The sequence below is a fragment of the Paenibacillus sp. GM2FR genome, from assembly GCF_002803325.1.
Lineage (GTDB): Bacteria > Bacillota > Bacilli > Paenibacillales > Paenibacillaceae > Paenibacillus_AQ > Paenibacillus_AQ lautus.
Genome location: NZ_MKZM01000008.1, coordinates 1,029,277 through 1,046,073 on the forward strand (window position 1 = coordinate 1,029,277; position 16,797 = coordinate 1,046,073).

Genomic DNA, 16,797 nt, shown 5'->3' on the forward strand with positions numbered 1-16,797 from the left:
ACAAATTCGTGATGCATTAACATTTTTGAAGAAAACCTGTTCATGATAAATAAAAACAGTATGATGTAATTAATGTAAGTACGAAAAAGTCACATCTAAAGAATGGGAAGGAATGAGGGTATGGGGAAATTGACGACAACCAGCGCAAAAAATGAACGTTCCAATCGAGTGTCCGTGTTCGTTACACTGCTCATGTCCTATCTTGTGATACTGCTGATCCCGGTCATCGTGTTCTGGGGACTGTATACGCAAATCGAGCGGATTATGATCGAGAATGCCAACAACTCCAATATGGCACTGATCGAACAGGCGAAGCAGGTCGTGGATAGCCGACTGGATGAAATGCATCTGATTTCCCGGAACATCACTTCGCATCCGCGACTGGATGCGCTGCTAAAGGCAAGTTCCCCTCAAAATGGAACCGAGAACTACAATTACTACACTTTTATGCAGGAAATGCAGCGATACCGTAACAGCAGCAGTTTCATCACCGATTTTTATGTATATCTACGGGAGAGTGATACGGTTCTCAGCCCATCCTTAAAGACAACGTCCAGTGTCTTGTTTTCCGATATTTACGGATACGAAAAATTAACCTTTCAACAGTATCAAACAGATGTTCTTCACGGTGTCCACTTTAATCGGTATTTGCCCGTGACCGAAGTTGGCAAGGGGTTAAATCAGAAACGCATGCTCACATATATGCAAACGCTTCCATTTGGTGAGAAGGCTAATCCCAAAGGCGCGCTTGTTATGCTGATTGAGGAGAGGCAGATCGCGGGATTGCTTGAGGAGATTGTGAAAACAAACCACGGAACCATTTACATCAAGGATGCCAGCGGCCAAGTGATTCTGAGTGCTGGTGAATCCGAGGTTCGCATGGGTAAAACCACGGATCATCCGCGTGTGATGACAGTATCGACTAGATCTACGCGGAGTGGGTGGGAGTACGTATCGGCCGTGCCGGAAAAAGTGTTTATGGAAAAGGTCAATATGGTCAAACGAATGGCCGTTGGCGTTCTGGTCATCTGTCTTGTCGCCGGGATTGCCGCCTGTGCGTTCATGACCTACCGCGCGTATTTCCCTTTGCGCGACATTATCCGCTTCATCCGCCAATCCCATCCGGTTAAAGAGGGAAAGGTACGTAACGAATATGATTATATCAAATCGACCATGGCGGATTCCTTTGGCAAGCAAACGGAGATGAAAGAGCAATTGTCCAGGCAGACACCGGTGATCCGGTCGAACTTTTTGCAGCGTTTACTGAAGGGGAACGTGGATACGGCGGATATGTCCGATCATGCTCTGGATTTCATGGGGATCTCATTCCCGCATTCGAGTTTTGTTGTTGCCTTGATCGAGCTGAGGGATGCCAGCGGGTTCATACATAATGAGCGGGAAAGCGAATGGGCCCTGATCCGTTTTGTCACCGGGAAGGTGGCGGAAGAAATTCATCCCTTTACCGCATATTCCGTAGAGCTGGAGAAGAACGTGGTTGCCATTATTCTAAACATGCCAGAACCGCTGCATGACAAGGCAGCCCAGCTGTACGATTGGGCAGAGGAAGTGAAGCTGGTGATTGAACAGCGCTTTAAATCCGAAATAACGATCGGGATCAGCGACATCCGCACAGGTCTTGGATGTTTGGCGAGCGGTTACACCGAAAGTTTGAAAGCTTTGGAATATTCCATTTTTACTGCGTATAAACCGATTTTATTGTACGAAGAAATGAAGCAGAAAACGGGGGTGTATTATGATTTTCCCATTGAGACGGAAATCCAGCTCATTAACGCCATGAAAAGCGGGGATACGGGTAAGGCGCAGGATATCATCCAGTGTCTGTACCACAATAACTTCAATGGACAATCCATCTCACCTGAACTCGGCAGACTCATGTTCGCTAACCTGCTCAGCACCATGTTCAAGCTGCTGAATGCATTGAATTTGAAGTACGAGGATATATTCGGCGAGTCGGGGAAATCGCTTGAGGAAATTACGGAAGGAAGTACGGTAGAGGAGCTCTACCGGGAAGTGAAATGGATGCTCGGCAAGGTCTGTCTCTACGTAAGAGATCAAAGGGGAGATTCCTCTTCGCTGCTGCTTGAGAAGATCAAGAGCTACATTGCGGATCACCACGACGATGCCATGATCAGTCTGTCTTCCATTGCCGAGCAGTTCGATATTACGCCGCCCTATCTGTCGGCTTTCTTCAAGAAAAACAGCGGCACCAATCTCACGGATTACCTGGCCAAGATTCGGATCGAGCGCTCCAAGGAAATGATGCGGGATGCCAAAAATACAATATCGCACATTGCCCGTTCCGTCGGGTATACCAGTGACGTCGGTTTTATCCGGGTATTCAAGAAATACGAAGGCATCACCCCGGGAAAATACAAGGAAACCCTGCATTCCCTATCATCGACCTTAAGAAATGATCATCTCAATTCTTAATCCCTGTTTATGAATGTTGAAACTGTACGGTATACGTTGTAAGCGCTTCAGCATTAATATTTGTGGCAGGGCTGGTTGGAATAACTTGGGCCTAGTCTTATCAGATGATCATTCATTAGGAAAAAAGGGAGGCGTCGTGATTTGAAAACAAACCGGAAACGTGTTGCGAGACTTGCGATCTTTATGCTGATTGTGGCTATGATTGCCGGATGCAGCGGAAAAAGCTCGGGGGCCGAGGAGCCTGCCGGCGAAAAAGGTAAGGAAGGAACAGGCGTGGCCGCTGGAGGTGACCCGGGATATCCTGAACAGTTGACCTATTGGGTATCGCTGAATGCAAATGCATCAGCAACAATGCAGGATATGAACGGAATCGCTGCATATCAGGAATTGGAGAAAACGACAGGCACCAAAGTGAAGTTCCAGCATCCGCCGGCGGGCCAGGAGGCAGACGCCTTTAACATCATGGTTTCGTCAGGCAATTTGCCGGATGTTGTGGAGCATGGATGGGCCAACGTATCAGGAGGCCCGGATAAAGCCATTTCGGACGGGTCGATCATTCGCCTGAATGAGTTGATTGAAGAGCATGCGCCGAATTTATCGAAAGTGTTGAACGAGCATCCGGAATACAAAAAATTGATCACGACAGACGGAGGGAACATTTACGTATTTCCATTTATCCGCGGGGACGAATATTTGCTGACCTTTAACGGCCTTATCATTCGCAAGGACTGGCTTGACCAGCTTCAGCTGTCCGTTCCGGAAACGATCGATGAGTGGTATGAAGTATTGAAGGCGATCAAGACCAAGGATCCGAACGGAAATGGGCAAGCGGATGAAATCCCGCTCCTGCTTGATATGGATATGACGGGCATCAACCATGCCTTTGTCGGCGCGTGGGGAATTACGACCGGATTTTATCAGGTGGACGGGAAGGTGCAGTATGGACCCATCCAACCCGAATTCAAATCGTATTTGGAGACGATGAGCAAATGGTATGCCGAAGGCCTGATCGATCAGGATTATGCGGCAACGGACGGGACACTCAAAGATGCCAAAGTGACCAACAATCAAGTGGGTGCCTTCTCCGGTTACATGGGCAGCAGCCTCGGCCGCTATTCCGAGCTCATGCTAAAAAGCAATCCTGACGTCGAACTGGTGGGCGCTCCGAACGTTGTGCTGAAGAAGGGGGACACGCCGCTCCTTGGACAGAAGGATTCGCCGTTCAACGGATTTGGGGCGGCTGTTACAAAAGCGAACAAGTTCCCGGCGGAAACGGTGAAATGGCTCGATTACAAGTATGGGGAAGAAGGGCATATGCTGTTTAATTTCGGGGTCGAGGGAGTCAGCTACGAGATGAAGGACGGGTACCCGACCTATACCGACGAAGTAATGAAAAATCCAGATGGGCTGTCGATCACCCAGGCGTTGTCGAAATACAATCTGGCCAGTTATTCGGGACCTTTCGTCCAGGATCGCCGTTACATCGAGCAGTATTCCGCGCTTCCTCAGCAGAAAGCGGCCATTGAGACATGGATGAAGGCGGAGAATGACCGTTTGATGCCGATTATTTCGCCAACGGCTGAAGAAAGCACACGTTATGCCTCGATCATGAACGATATTAATACGTACTACGAAGAGATGGTTAACAAATTCATTATGGGCGTGGAGCCGATCAGCGGGTTTGATCAATTTGTCCAAACGGTTCAAGGTATGGGCATTGAGGAAGCGCTCCAGATTCAGCAAGCCGCGCTGGACCGGTTCAACAGCCGTTAAGTTGTAGGCGCATGAAGAGGGAGAATACCTCGGGATTCTCCCTCTAACTGTAAATGATCTTTTTGTCAGAGGAGGGCATACGGTGCAGCTTAAGAAAGAGACAAACCGCGTTACGATACAGAGCAAGCCAGAGAGCTTCAGCGCAAGAGCTGCGAAGGACTTTCGCCGGAACTCCACGATTTACCTGATGCTGCTGCCGGTTGTGGCTTTTTATGCCGTGTTTCACTATGGACCGTTATATGGCCTGCAGATTGCGTTCAAAAACTTCTCGGCAGGGCTCGGCATATGGAATAGCCCGTGGGTCGGATTTCAGCACTTCAGCGATTTCTTTAACGGATTTTTCTTTGAACGAGTGGTTACCAATACCATTATCCTGGGCGCGTACGATCTCATATTTGTTTTTCCCGCATCCATCGTGCTCGCGTTAATGCTGAATGAGGTACGACATCGCATATTTAAGCGGACGGTACAATCCATTACGTATATTCCCCATTTCATATCTGTAGTTGTGGTTGTCGGGATGCTGGTCGATTTTTTGTCGGTAGACGGGCTGATTAATCATATCATCACCTACTTCGGCGGCAAACCGATATCATTCATGCGGCTGCCGGAATGGTTCCGCACCATTTATACCTCATCCGCCATCTGGCAGGGAATCGGTTGGGGCTCCATTATATATCTCGCAGCTATTTCCAATATCGATCCGTCCCTTTATGAAGCGGCTAAAGTGGACGGTGCCGGCCGCTGGAAGCAGATGCTTCAAATTACGCTGCCCGGCATTCTGCCAACGGTCATCATTCTGCTCATCTTGCGGATTGGTTCCTTTATGGCGCTGCAGGATGAGAAGATCCTGATTATGTACAATCCGGTTACCTATGAGACGGCCGACGTGATCGGTACCTACGTCTACCGTAAGGGGATTCTGGAAGCAAGCTACAGCTTTAGTGCCGCCGTCGGCATGTTTAATTCCATGATTAACTTTATGCTGCTTATTGGAGCCAATTATCTCAGCAAGCGGTTTACGGATACGAAGCTGTGGTAGAAAGGGGGGCATCTATGCGTACTTCAAAATCTGTCAGTGAAGTCCTGTTTGATTCTGCGAATGTCATTCTCTTGTGCTTGCTATCGATTGTCACGTTATACCCGTTTCTCTACGTATTGTTTGCTTCAATCAGCACGCCGGCTGATTTCGTTCAGCACCGGGGAATCCTGCTGTGGCCCAAGGGCTTCTCGCTGGATTCCTATCGTATGGTATTTGAGAACCCCAATATTATCCGAAGCTACCTGAACACAATATTTTATGTGGTGGTCGGCACGACGCTGAACATTCTGATGACGGCTCTCGGAGCCTATGGCTTATCCAGGAAAAACGTGATGTGGAAGGGCACCATCATGATGCTGATCGTAATGACGATGTTTTTTGACGGCGGGCTCATCCCGAAATACCTGCTCGTGAAAAATATGGGTCTGCTTGATACGTACTGGGCATTGATTATTCCAAGCGCCATGACGACATGGAACTTGATTATTATGCGAACGGCATTCCAAGGGATACCGGATGCGCTTGAGGAATCCGCACGGATCGACGGAGCCAGCGACTGGACCATTCTGTTCCGGATCATCATCCCGCTATCGCTGCCGGTCATTGCCGTCATGGTACTCTTTTACGGGGTATGGCACTGGAATAAATGGTTTGATGCCCTCATCTATTTAAGGGATCGAAACTTGTTTCCGCTGCAGCTGATCCTGCGCGAAATTCTGATTCAAAACGATACCAGCAGCATGATGACCTCGGTAGGCGGGGGAGATCGGATGCCGGTTGGCGAAACGATTAAGTATGCAACGATTATGGTGGCTACGCTGCCGATTTTGTTTCTGTATCCATTTTTGCAGAAATATTTCGTGAAGGGCGTCATGATCGGAGCTATCAAAGAATAAGGAGGTAGTTGACTCATGTGGGAGCAAGCCATTAGGGATGCGGTAGAAAAAACAAAGCGGAATATCGGACAATTCCCGATGAAGTTTCCTCATATCACGGAAGAGAAGCGTTACGAGTGGGGAGAAAGCAATGACTGGATTGAAGGATTCTACACCGGGATGATCTGGCTGTGTTATGAATATACGAAGGACCCACTGTTTAAGGAAACGGCAATAGCCCAATTGGAGGATTACAAGCTGCGCCTGCAGGAAAAGCGGCATCTGGACCATCACGATATCGGATTTCTGTATTTGCCCTCTGCATTGGCCGCGTGGATCGTGGATGAACATGTCGAAGGCAAACAGCTCGCATTGAAAGCAGCGGATCATCTGATGCTGCGCTGGCGGGAAGAAGGTCAGTATATTCAGGCCTGGGGCCGGAAAGGCGACGAGAAGAACGGCGGCCGCATTATCATCGATTGCATGATGAACATTCCGCTGCTGTATTGGGCATATGATCAGACGGGTGATGAGCGATACAAGCGCGTGGCCGTAGCGCACGCGGACAAGAGCCGGCGTTACTTAATGCGCGGGGATGATTCGTCGTATCATACCTTTTACTTCAATCCGGAGGATGGAACCCCCATCCGAGGAGGAACGCATCAAGGATATCATGACGGCTCTACATGGACGCGCGGCCAGGCATGGGCCATCTACGGATTTGCGCTCTCCTACCGCTATACCCGTGATCCGAAATATTTGGATACGGCTTTACGTGCCGCCCGTTTCTTTATCGAATATCTGCCGGAGGATCATGTTGCGTATTGGGATTTTGACGTTCCGATTGAAGAGGGAACACCTCGCGACAGCTCCGCTTCCGCCATTGCGGCGTGCGGCATGCTGGAGATATTGGAGCATCTGGACGGAGAAGATGACAATAAAGGGCTATTGACAGAAGCCGTCGATAAGTCGATGATATCTCTCGTAAACCGATATTCTACCATCGGTGAGGCGGGTGAGGAAGGATTGATCAAGCATGGTTCCTATTACGTCAGAGGGGGCGTCGGACCGGATGATTATATGGTCTGGGGCGATTACTATTATCTCGAAGCCTTGCTGCGACTGACCAAAGGGATACCTGGCTATTGGTATGAGAGAGGTCAAGATAATTGAATCTATGAATCATTCCGGGGATGTCGCGTTCTATGCGGCATTCCCTTTTTTATGTAAAAAATCATAGGATCATTGTTCACAATATACACATTAGCATTGTCAGGATGTCTTTGTTATGATGAGGAAGATTCAAATTTAAGATAAATGGTTTGGAGGAGATATGCGTGTTGAAACATGTGAAAACTTCAGTCTTGCTGACCTTGGGTCTGCTGCTAATACTGGTGTTCCCGACAGCAACGTGGGCCCATTCCAAGCTGGAAACCAGTACGCCCGCGGCGGATGCCAAGCTGACGGAAAGCGTTCAGGAAGTAAGCCTGTCATTTAATGAAAATATCGATGAAAACTTGAGCACGCTCAAGGTTAAAAATGCGCAAGGCGAATCGGTTGAAGTAGCCGAGGTCAAGGTCAACCAGAATACCATGCTGGGAACGCTAGCAGCACCGCTTCCATCCGGCTCCTACACGGTCGAATGGAAAATCGTCGGCGGCGATGGACATCCCGTGGATGGGACATACGCTTTCGAGATAGATGCCCCGGAAGCGGAAGCTCCCCCCGAGACACCAGCCGATACCGAAGAAACGCCTGCGGATACAGGAAATACACAGGATGAAACAGCGCCTGCAGACGATACCTCCGCAGACAACGCGGATCAAACGGCTGGCCAGGATCAGCAAGCGGACAATTCAGCTCCCGAACAATCGGGAGGCAGCGGGTCAACCGTGTGGATCGTGGTCATCGTGATTGTCGCACTTGTTGCAGGTTACTTTGGAATTCGAGCATCACGGAAGAAAAAATAAATGTCTTACTATTGGTTAAGTGAGCCGTTTCTATATTTAGCCTACGCCATTCTGGCAGGCATCACGGTACTCTCCCTGGTACCGAAAGCATATAAACCGGACATTTCGGTTCCGGCCTGGCTTGGTCCGTTGGCGGCAGCGGCCATCCTCGTATTCGGATTTGTGCCGCTGCTGCAGATCATGATGTTCTTCAAGGATGATATCGGGTTTTGGAAGTCTTTTAACAGCATCATGTTCAAGTTCAGCGAGGGTGAGCGTTACGCCTGGATTCTGGTTCTTTCGATCCTATTGGGGATTCTGACCATGATCGTCCGCCGGAAACCGGGTTCCGCATTACGCTGGCTTATGCCCGTTGCCTTGCTGGGCATTGCGGTGGCGATGTCTTCGTTTAACCACGCCGCCTCCCTGTTTGAAAGCACAGGACAGCTTGCATTCTTCGGCCATTTCACAGCGATGGCGATCTGGACGGGAACATTGCTGATAACAGGATGGTTCACTACGGATCAGAGCCGCTGGAGTGCGTTTCTCGGATGGTTCCATCCATTAGCGATCGTCTGTGTCATCATGGTCATCGGATCGGGTCTGTTCCTGATGACAGCCGTGACGCCGGAGCCCATAAACAGCTGGACGTTGTCTTATGGACAGGCTCTGCTGGTTAAGCATATTCTCATTCTGCCGCTGTTGGCATTCGCGTTTGTAAACGGTCATCTCGTAAAGCGCAAGCTGCGCCGGGATTCCGGTTACCATCCGGTGGCATGGGCACGAAGTGAAGGAGTTCTGATCTGGTTGATTTATATCGTTACCGGATACATGAACCAGCAGCCGGCTCCGCATGAGGTGATGGATACATTGGCCTCATATGGTCCTGCTGCAACCTTTGTTTGGTTCCATCCCGGGTTTGCGATTGGTGAACTGGCATTTACGTGGAGTTGGATAGGCATTCTTAGTCTGTGTCTCGGGCTTGTTCTACTGTGGAATGTCGTGAATGTATTTCGCAGAAACCGGGCCGCAGCAGGCGCGCTGTTAAGCGCTTTAGGCGCAGTTGTGTTCATCTATTGCGGCCTGATGTTCTCGGTTACCGCAGTATAATATCATTTGAGTTTATAAGGTCCTTGCTGTTTACGCGGCAGGATCTTTTTTTTATGATAGGAGATGGAAGTTAAGGCTGGATAAAGATGGTATACTGGCGAGTAAAAGGACGCCTGCACCTACTCTTCAAATGGAGGATAATCACCAAGCCATCGGAGCATATGAGAAATCAGGTTATACGCGGGAGGATGAAGTGCTTCTGGAGAAAGAGCTGGGGTAATAGGTTGCGTGAGTGTATAATCTAACCCATAATATTTCACTTTTCGGAATGGGATGGAGGTGAGCCTGATGTTATGTGATAAAGACCAATACGTTGAAGAATTGCTCATTCTGAAGACGATTGCGGAAAATTTGAATCAGAGCAACGATATGAAGCAAATGCTGCAGACGACACTCGAAAAACTGTTGGATTTAACCCATCTTGAGACAGGGTGGCTTTTTCTGGTCGAGGATAAACCTGACTATACCAAGATGGCTGATTTCAACCTTCCTCCTGCTTTATCATGGGATAATCAAAAACCGATGCGATGCGGAGATTGCCTATGCCTTCGCATGTATTGGGAAGGAACTTTAAATGAACCGGTTACGATTATTGAATGTGAACGTCTGCATAATGCCAAAGAGCAGTCCTGGGGAGAAACTCGCAATCTGACCCATCATGCTACGATTCCGCTTACGGTTCAAGGTAAACGACTGGGGCTGCTGAATGTGGGTTCGCCGGGCAAAGCGCATTTTAGCGAGGGAGAACTTGCGTTGTTACAATCCGTTGCCTATCAAATTGGAACTGCGGTCGAGCGAACAAAACTGTCCGAGCAAAAGGAGAAACAGGCGGTGGACAGCATCGCCCGTTTTATCGTCGACTATTATGCCAAGGCAAGCAAAGTAACAAGATATCTATGGAAAATTAACGATATGAAGAGAATGCTTGTGGCGATCGTGGAGCAGCTTGCTTATTCATTTGACTGGCCGTGCGTGGCCATGATTACGTCTGACGATGACAACTTGTATCTTCGTACAGTCCATCAGAATGGGCAGACGCAGAGCGGCAAGGAGCTGGTGCGTAAGGATGCCAAAAAGTCCACGCGAAAGTCAGGAATCGTACAACGTGCATATGAGGAACAAAGCGTGGTGGTTCAGGAAGGCCTTCTCCGGGTGCTTCCCGGCATTCAGCCCCATTCGTATACGGCAGCGATACCATTAAAGCATCTTGAGCGCATTTTTCAAACCTATGAGACGATGGGGGTGCTCCTCATTGGACGGGAGAGTGGTCCCTTCAGTGAACTGGAGGTTGAAATCTTAGAGGTGCTGGCGGAGCATATTTCACTAGCGGTTGAAAAAATTTGTTTATATTACGAGTGGCAGGATTTATTGCTGGTGGAAGAGAGGAACCGTTTGGCACGGGATCTTCATGATTCCGTCAATCAAAAGCTGTTCTCTCTTTCATTGCTTGCTCAAGGCGTTCGCGAGACGACCTTACATGAGAACACGCATACGGCTGAGGCTATACATGACATTGGGCAGCTGGCTCAAGAAACGCTCACCGAAATGCGGACGTTAATTTGGCAGCTCAGACCTTCGGGAGAGGCCAAAGGGATACTGGCATCGCTGAAGGACTATGCCGAGAAACTTGGCATACAGCTGACGTTTCTCATGAAGGAAATCCCTGTTTTGACGAACCGGGTGGAAGAGACCCTTTATCGAATTGGGCAGGAGGCATTAAACAATATCAGCAAACACGCGGGAACGAATCGGGCATGGATCCGAATGGAACAAGACGGCTCCTATCTCTATATGAAAATATCGGATCAAGGCCGAGGATTCAACCCCGGATCGCCCGAACTGTGTCCCCGCTCGTTTGGGCTTACCAGCATGAAGGAAAGGGCTTCTGAGCTACAAGGAACATTAAGCATTAGCAGTGAGGAAGGTACGGGGACGATGCTGACGATCATGATACCGTTGTGGACAAAGGAAGAGGTTATAGATCAATGAAGAAGATTAAAGTTCTCATCGTTGATGATCATCTTGTCGTATTAAGGGGGTTGCGTTATTTCCTGCAGACACAGCCCATGATAGAAATCGTAGATCAAGCCCTGAACGGGCTGGAGGCTCTGGAGAAGGTAGAAAAGCTGCTGCCTGATGTGATACTGATGGATCTGAAAATGCCGGAGATGGACGGAGTTGAAGCCACAAAGCGAATCACAAGCAAGTTTCCTCATATGAAAGTCATCATTCTCACCAGTTTTGCCGACCGGGATTCGGTTCTGCCGGCGATAAAAGCGGGAGCGATTGGATATCAACTGAAGGATATCGAGCCTAAAGTGCTGGTCGAAACCATCATTGCCGCTGTAAACGGAAACCGCATGCTTCATCCTCAGGTAACAAACCAATTAATTGCCCATGTGGCGACAGATCCCGAGGTTGTCAAAGGAATCGACATTCTGACGATCCGTGAGCAGCATGTTCTTGAACAGATTACATTGGGCAGGAGCAACAAAGAAATCGCCGCAGAACTACATATTGCCGAGAAAACGGTAAAGACGCATATCACGCATATTCTGGGAAAAATGGAGGTACAGGATCGTACCCAGGCAGCGCTGTACGCGATAAGGAACCATTGGTTCAACACATAAACATCAGACTATAGTCGTAGTGACAGGTCTTATCTTCGGATAAGGCCTTTTTTGTATGGCTGATGTAGACCAGAGCTGGACGTAACCGGTCTGGAATTACGTTTAAATGGAACTACAAGGAAGTACCGCTGCTGTAGGCTTGTTATTGAGATAAAGGAGGAATAAACCATGACAATACTAGTTACAGGTGCGACAGGCAAAGTAGGTCGTCATGTTGTGCATGAGCTGCTAAGGGCTGGACATAGCGTCAGGGCACTCAGCCGTTATCCTGCTTCTGCCAAATTACCTGCTGGCGTAGAAGTGGTTGCCGGTGATCTGAGTAACCCCGACACGCTGATTCCAGCATTAGAGGGTGTGACCGGGCTTCATTTAATCACGACTGGAGCAGGTTACGTCCCGCTTACGACAGGGGAGGAGATTATACGGATCGCCGAGGCTGCGGGAGTAAGGCGTGTAAGCATATTATGGGACGGAAAGAAAGGGACGGTGGAGGAAGCAGTAGAATCGAGTCATCTGGAATGGACACAGCTGCAGCCGGTCGATTACATGTCCAATGTTATGAATTGGAGAGAATCGATACGAACAGAGGGTGTAGTACGCGATCTGTTTGGTGCTTCGTTAAATGCTTCGATACATGAGCAGGATATCGGACGGGTGGCTGCAGCGGTCCTGTCGGAGGACGTCCATGCGGGCCAAATGTATACCTTAACCGGTCCCGAGGCGCTAACGGTTCCTGACAAGGTGCAGGTTCTTAGCCGCTTTATCGGTAAAGATATAAAGTTTATCCAGTTAACCGAAGAACAGGAGCGTAAACGAATGGCCGAACTTGGAGTCGATGAGGGTGTCATCGATTACGTCATCAACTGGTACAAGAATCCACCGATCGAAGCATATACCGTCAATCAAAAGGTTGAACAGATCACAGGACGTCCTGCAAGAACGTTTGCCGAGTGGGCGGAAGAGCACGCAAGATACTTCAAATAAGAAATGGAAAAGAAGGAGCATATTCCTAAGCATGATGACCTTGGATACCTTGAGGATCATCATGCTTTGTTTATTTGCAGGAGAGTCAGGTCGTTGATGAATGATGCTGAATATCGCTCCGGTATTGACCAGGCGTGAGCCCTGTATTTCGCTTAAACACCGAGTGGAAAGAATGCATGTCCTTATAACCGACCTTCTCGGCAATCGTACTGATTTTGTCTGTGGTGGTGCGCAGCAGCTCGCGGCTTATTCGAATCCGCACGGTCTGCAGATAATGATGCCAGCTCTGGCCTGTATACCGGCGGAACAATCGCTGCAAATGGCGCTCGCTGAATCCGCTGATTTGGGCAAGGTGTGTCAAAGTGAGCTCATGCATGTACTGCCCTTCCACGTATTGAAGGACATCCTGGAAGGAATGGTGCTGCGGCACCGAAGGTATAGTATGGGAATGCTCAATGACACGACAGAATTCAATGATCAGCTGTAACAGCAGCGTGTGCAGATAAACGGCAGAACCGCTGCCTGGCATGGCATTTTGTTCATAGAGGGAGCCGAAGAGCCTCTCGAAGCGATCATGTCGGTCCATAATCGCGTGGTATCCAAGGGACCCATCCTCCATGCGTTTCAAAAAGGCTGCAGTCTCCGAATCTGTTGCAAAAGCTATCAATTTGGGCAGCAGCTGTACAGAGAATATGCAATTGTTCACAATGAGCGGTTTCCCGTTTGCAGAAGTGGGCCGGAATACATGAGATATTCCGAGTGGTATATAGAACATTTGACCTTTGCGTACGCGCTGAACCGAGTTCTCCAGGTGATGAAAGCCCTCACCCTCCGCAATATAAGCAATCTCCAGAAAATCATGGTTATGATAAGAGCCTGTAAAATTCTCGGCGTTTCGATTCACATACATCAAGGTGTCATTCTGGAAAAAGGTATCTCCATAATAGGTTTCCATCGGTCGCTTCATCATCATACTCCTCATCGTTAATAGGGGAAGAATGTCCGTTATGCCTCATATTATTGTCCGATATCCCCATAATTCCACGTTCAGGTTCACTTATAATAATAGTTGAAATAGGCACGGTTAGGAAGCGAACATCCCGGATTGCGGCCTATAGAACTTGATTGTTGTGATAACTTTTTTTATGAAAGGGAACGGAGGAATGATCTATGTTCAGCGTAACGGATTTACGATGTGAGTATCAGCATAATCCGATAGGAATCGGGGAGAAACACCCGCGTTTAAGCTGGAAGTTGGTCTCGGACGAAAGAGCGGTTAGTCAAACGGCCTATGAGATTGAGGTTTCAAATGATAATAACTTTGCCAATCCCCTTTGGACCTCAGGGAAAGTGGCGTCATCACAATCCGTTCATGTGGAATTAAGCGAATGGCGTGCATCGTCTTGTAAGCGCTATACTTATCGAGTCCGCGTCTGGAATCAAGTCGGGGACGTATCGGAATGGTCGGATACAGCCTATTGGGAGACGGGTAAACTGCAAGGGGAGAAATGGGTGGGGAAATGGATATCGGCACCACATTCTTTGCTGCCTGCGGACTCTGCTCATCTACCGCTGCTTCGCAAGAGCTTCAGCTTGAAGTCGCCCATTTCGAAGGCAAGAATATACGCCTCGGCCTTAGGCCTTTATGAACTGGAACTGAACGGACATCGGGTGGGAGATTGTTATTTCACACCCGGTTGGACGAGTTACGAACATACGATACAGACGCAAAGTTATGACGTGACGGACATGCTGAACACTGGCCTAAACGCAATCGGAGCTTGGCTCGGAAATGGATGGTACAGGGGTCAATTGGGATGGGAGGAACGGAGTTCAATCTATGGGGATCGATTAGCCCTTTTGCTGGAGCTGCATATTACGTATGCAGACGGGAGCGAAGAAGTGATGGCAACCGATTCAAGCTGGCAGTCGGCCATAGGCCCGATCAGAATGTCGGAACTCTATCATGGTGAAACCTACGATGCCCGGTTGGAGCTGGAAGGCTTCAGTTCAGGAAATTATAACTCAAATGATTGGCAGGGTGTCGAATTGCTCGATCACGGGTTTGACATGTTGAAGCCTCAGATTAACGAGCCTGTAAGAGCCATCCAAACGGTGGAGCCCGTTGAATGGCTGACCACGCCTAAAGGTGAAACCGTCATCGACTTCGGACAGAATTTGGTGGGATGGGTCCGATTTAGCGTGTCCGGTGACAAGGGAACTATCTTGACGCTGCAGCATGCGGAGATACTGGATTCCAAGGGTAACTTTTATACGGAGAACCTTCGAACCGCTAAACAAACGATTCAGTACACGTTAAAAGGTGGCGGGAAAGAAACCTACGAACCCCATTTTACGTTCCAAGGCTTCCGGTATGTCCGCTTAGACGGTTTTACGGAGGAGCAGCTGGACCGGGGGGCTTTCGAAGCGGTTGTGCTTCATTCGGATTTTGAAGAGACCGGGACTTTCCAATGCTCGGAACCTATGGTGAATCAATTGCAGAGCAACATTCGATGGGGGCTTAAGGGAAATTTCCTGGATGTGCCCACGGATTGTCCGCAGCGTGACGAGCGGCTTGGCTGGACGGGAGATGCGCAGATGTTTATAGGTACAGCTGCTTATCTTGCCAACGTGGCTCCTTTCTTCACCAAGTGGTTATCCGATCTGGCTGCAGAGCAGCGCGATGACGGAGCCGTTCCGTTCGTTGTCCCTCATGTACTCGGAGATGGTCAATATGCTTCGGCCGCATGGGGAGATGCAGCGGTCATATGCCCGTGGACCCTATATGTCTGTTATGGCGACCGACGGATATTGGAGCGTCAATATAAGAGTATGAAGAACTGGGTTTCCTACATCCAAGCACAAGGGGAGAATGAATATTTGTGGAATACCGGCTTCCATTTCGGTGATTGGCTGGGGCTTGATGCGAAATCCGGTGACTATGTGGGTGCTACAGAGCGGGATTTTATCGCATCGGCGTTTTATGCTTATTCGGTAGAACTGCTTAGGAAGACGGCCGTGGTATTGGGACAAGAAAAAGATGCGGCAGCGTATGCCACGCTTAAGGAAAGGGTTGTCGCTGCATTTCGTAACGAATTCGTGACCCCGTCCGGAAGGCTCGCGGCTTCGACTCAGACCGCGCATGTGCTTGCGCTCATGTTTGGGTTGCTGGATGAAGAGGCCGAAAAACGGGCAGCGAAACGTCTCTGTTCACTGCTGGAGGAGAGCAGGCATCATCTTACGACAGGCTTTGTGGGCACACCTTATATTAACCATGTATTAAGTCAGCATGGGATGCATGACGCGGCGTATAAGCTGCTGCTGCAGCGGGACTATCCTTCATGGCTGTATCCGATTACGAAAGGCGCTACCACGATATGGGAGCATTGGGACGGAATAAAGGAGGACGGCAGCTTCTGGAGCCGCGATATGAATTCATTTAATCATTATGCATACGGAGCCATCGGGGAGTGGTTGTATCGTACGGTTGCCGGCATACAAACCGTGGAGGAGGCGCCGGGTTATAAGCATATCGTGATTGCGCCCGTGCCCGGCGAAGGATTGACATGGGCTGAAGGCAAGATCGATACGCTGTATGGAACCGTCCGGTCAAGCTGGAGAATGGAAAGTGGAGAGTTTCAACTGGAGGTAACCATCCCGCCAAATGCAACGGCGGAAATCCGTCTGCCAGGCGCTTTTGATGCATCCAGCGTTACAGAAGGAGAGGCGATACCTCTAGACCAAGCGAACGGGATCCAATCTGCATGTGATGGGGAAGCGGGCGTTGTGATTCAAGCGGGCTCAGGAGAGTATACGTTCAGATATGTTTATTCCGATCATGCTGTGAAGTGATGAATAGATGCAGGGAGCTAAAGTTCCTTACCGTGGTGAGTTGCGGTAAGGAACTTTTTTTCTCTTCACTTAGTCACATTTATGGGCGAATGCACATACAAATACAAAGTGATCTTAAGGAAGCGAGGGGA

General features: G+C 49.1%; 12 protein-coding genes. 11 read left to right on the plus strand and 1 reads right to left on the minus strand.

Annotated elements, in window-relative coordinates:
• The first annotated feature begins 120 nt into the window (after window positions 1-120).
• The 10 genes from PAEVO_RS04970 (at window position 121) to PAEVO_RS05020 (ending at window position 12,814) form a co-directional block, all read left to right on the plus strand.
• Window positions 121-2,451, plus strand: coding sequence for an AraC family transcriptional regulator (locus PAEVO_RS04970; protein WP_100536538.1), 2,331 nt, complete (start codon window positions 121-123; stop codon window positions 2,449-2,451).
• Window positions 2,452-2,592: 141 nt separating this feature from the next.
• A complete protein-coding gene (locus PAEVO_RS04975) occupies window positions 2,593-4,224 on the plus strand; it encodes an extracellular solute-binding protein (protein WP_100536539.1) in 1,632 nt (543 codons plus the stop codon).
• An 82-nt stretch (window positions 4,225-4,306) separates the two neighbouring features.
• Window positions 4,307-5,266, plus strand: a complete 960-nt coding sequence (locus PAEVO_RS04980) for an ABC transporter permease (RefSeq protein WP_100536540.1) — start codon at window positions 4,307-4,309, stop codon at window positions 5,264-5,266.
• A gap of 14 nt (window positions 5,267-5,280) precedes the next feature.
• The gene (locus PAEVO_RS04985) at window positions 5,281-6,162 is read left to right on the plus strand and encodes a carbohydrate ABC transporter permease (RefSeq protein WP_100536541.1); all 882 of its coding nucleotides are present in this window, start codon (window positions 5,281-5,283) and stop codon (window positions 6,160-6,162) included.
• A 15-nt stretch (window positions 6,163-6,177) separates the two neighbouring features.
• The gene (locus PAEVO_RS04990) at window positions 6,178-7,314 is read left to right on the plus strand and encodes a glycoside hydrolase family 88 protein (RefSeq protein ID WP_100536542.1); all 1,137 of its coding nucleotides are present in this window, start codon (window positions 6,178-6,180) and stop codon (window positions 7,312-7,314) included.
• 164 nt (window positions 7,315-7,478) lie between these two features.
• Window positions 7,479-8,111, plus strand: coding sequence for a copper resistance CopC family protein (locus PAEVO_RS04995; protein ID WP_100536543.1), 633 nt, complete (start codon window positions 7,479-7,481; stop codon window positions 8,109-8,111).
• Window positions 8,112-9,200, plus strand: coding sequence for a copper resistance D family protein (locus tag PAEVO_RS05000; protein ID WP_100536544.1), 1,089 nt, complete (start codon window positions 8,112-8,114; stop codon window positions 9,198-9,200). It begins immediately after the preceding gene.
• Window positions 9,201-9,488: 288 nt separating this feature from the next.
• Window positions 9,489-11,189 carry a GAF domain-containing sensor histidine kinase gene (locus tag PAEVO_RS05010; RefSeq protein ID WP_165789608.1) on the plus strand — a complete coding sequence of 567 codons (1,701 nt, stop codon included), beginning with the start codon at window positions 9,489-9,491 and terminating at the stop codon, window positions 11,187-11,189.
• Window positions 11,186-11,830 carry a response regulator gene (locus tag PAEVO_RS05015; RefSeq protein ID WP_100536545.1) on the plus strand — a complete coding sequence of 215 codons (645 nt, stop codon included), beginning with the start codon at window positions 11,186-11,188 and terminating at the stop codon, window positions 11,828-11,830. Before PAEVO_RS05010 ends, PAEVO_RS05015 begins: the two co-directional genes overlap by 4 nt.
• Window positions 11,831-11,998: 168 nt before the next feature.
• Window positions 11,999-12,814: an NmrA family NAD(P)-binding protein gene (locus PAEVO_RS05020; RefSeq protein ID WP_100536546.1), complete on the plus strand. Its 816-nt coding sequence runs from the start codon at window positions 11,999-12,001 to the stop codon at window positions 12,812-12,814.
• A gap of 85 nt (window positions 12,815-12,899) precedes the next feature.
• Here PAEVO_RS05020 and PAEVO_RS05025 read toward each other — a convergent pair whose 3' ends face one another.
• The gene (locus PAEVO_RS05025; RefSeq protein WP_100536547.1) at window positions 12,900-13,781 is read right to left on the minus strand and encodes an AraC family transcriptional regulator; all 882 of its coding nucleotides are present in this window, start codon (window positions 13,779-13,781) and stop codon (window positions 12,900-12,902) included.
• Window positions 13,782-13,984: 203 nt separating this feature from the next.
• On the opposite strand from PAEVO_RS05025, the gene PAEVO_RS05030 reads away from it, so the two are divergent.
• Window positions 13,985-16,666, plus strand: a complete 2,682-nt coding sequence (locus PAEVO_RS05030) for a glycoside hydrolase family 78 protein (RefSeq protein WP_100536548.1) — start codon at window positions 13,985-13,987, stop codon at window positions 16,664-16,666.
• Window positions 16,667-16,797: the final 131 nt, after the last annotated feature.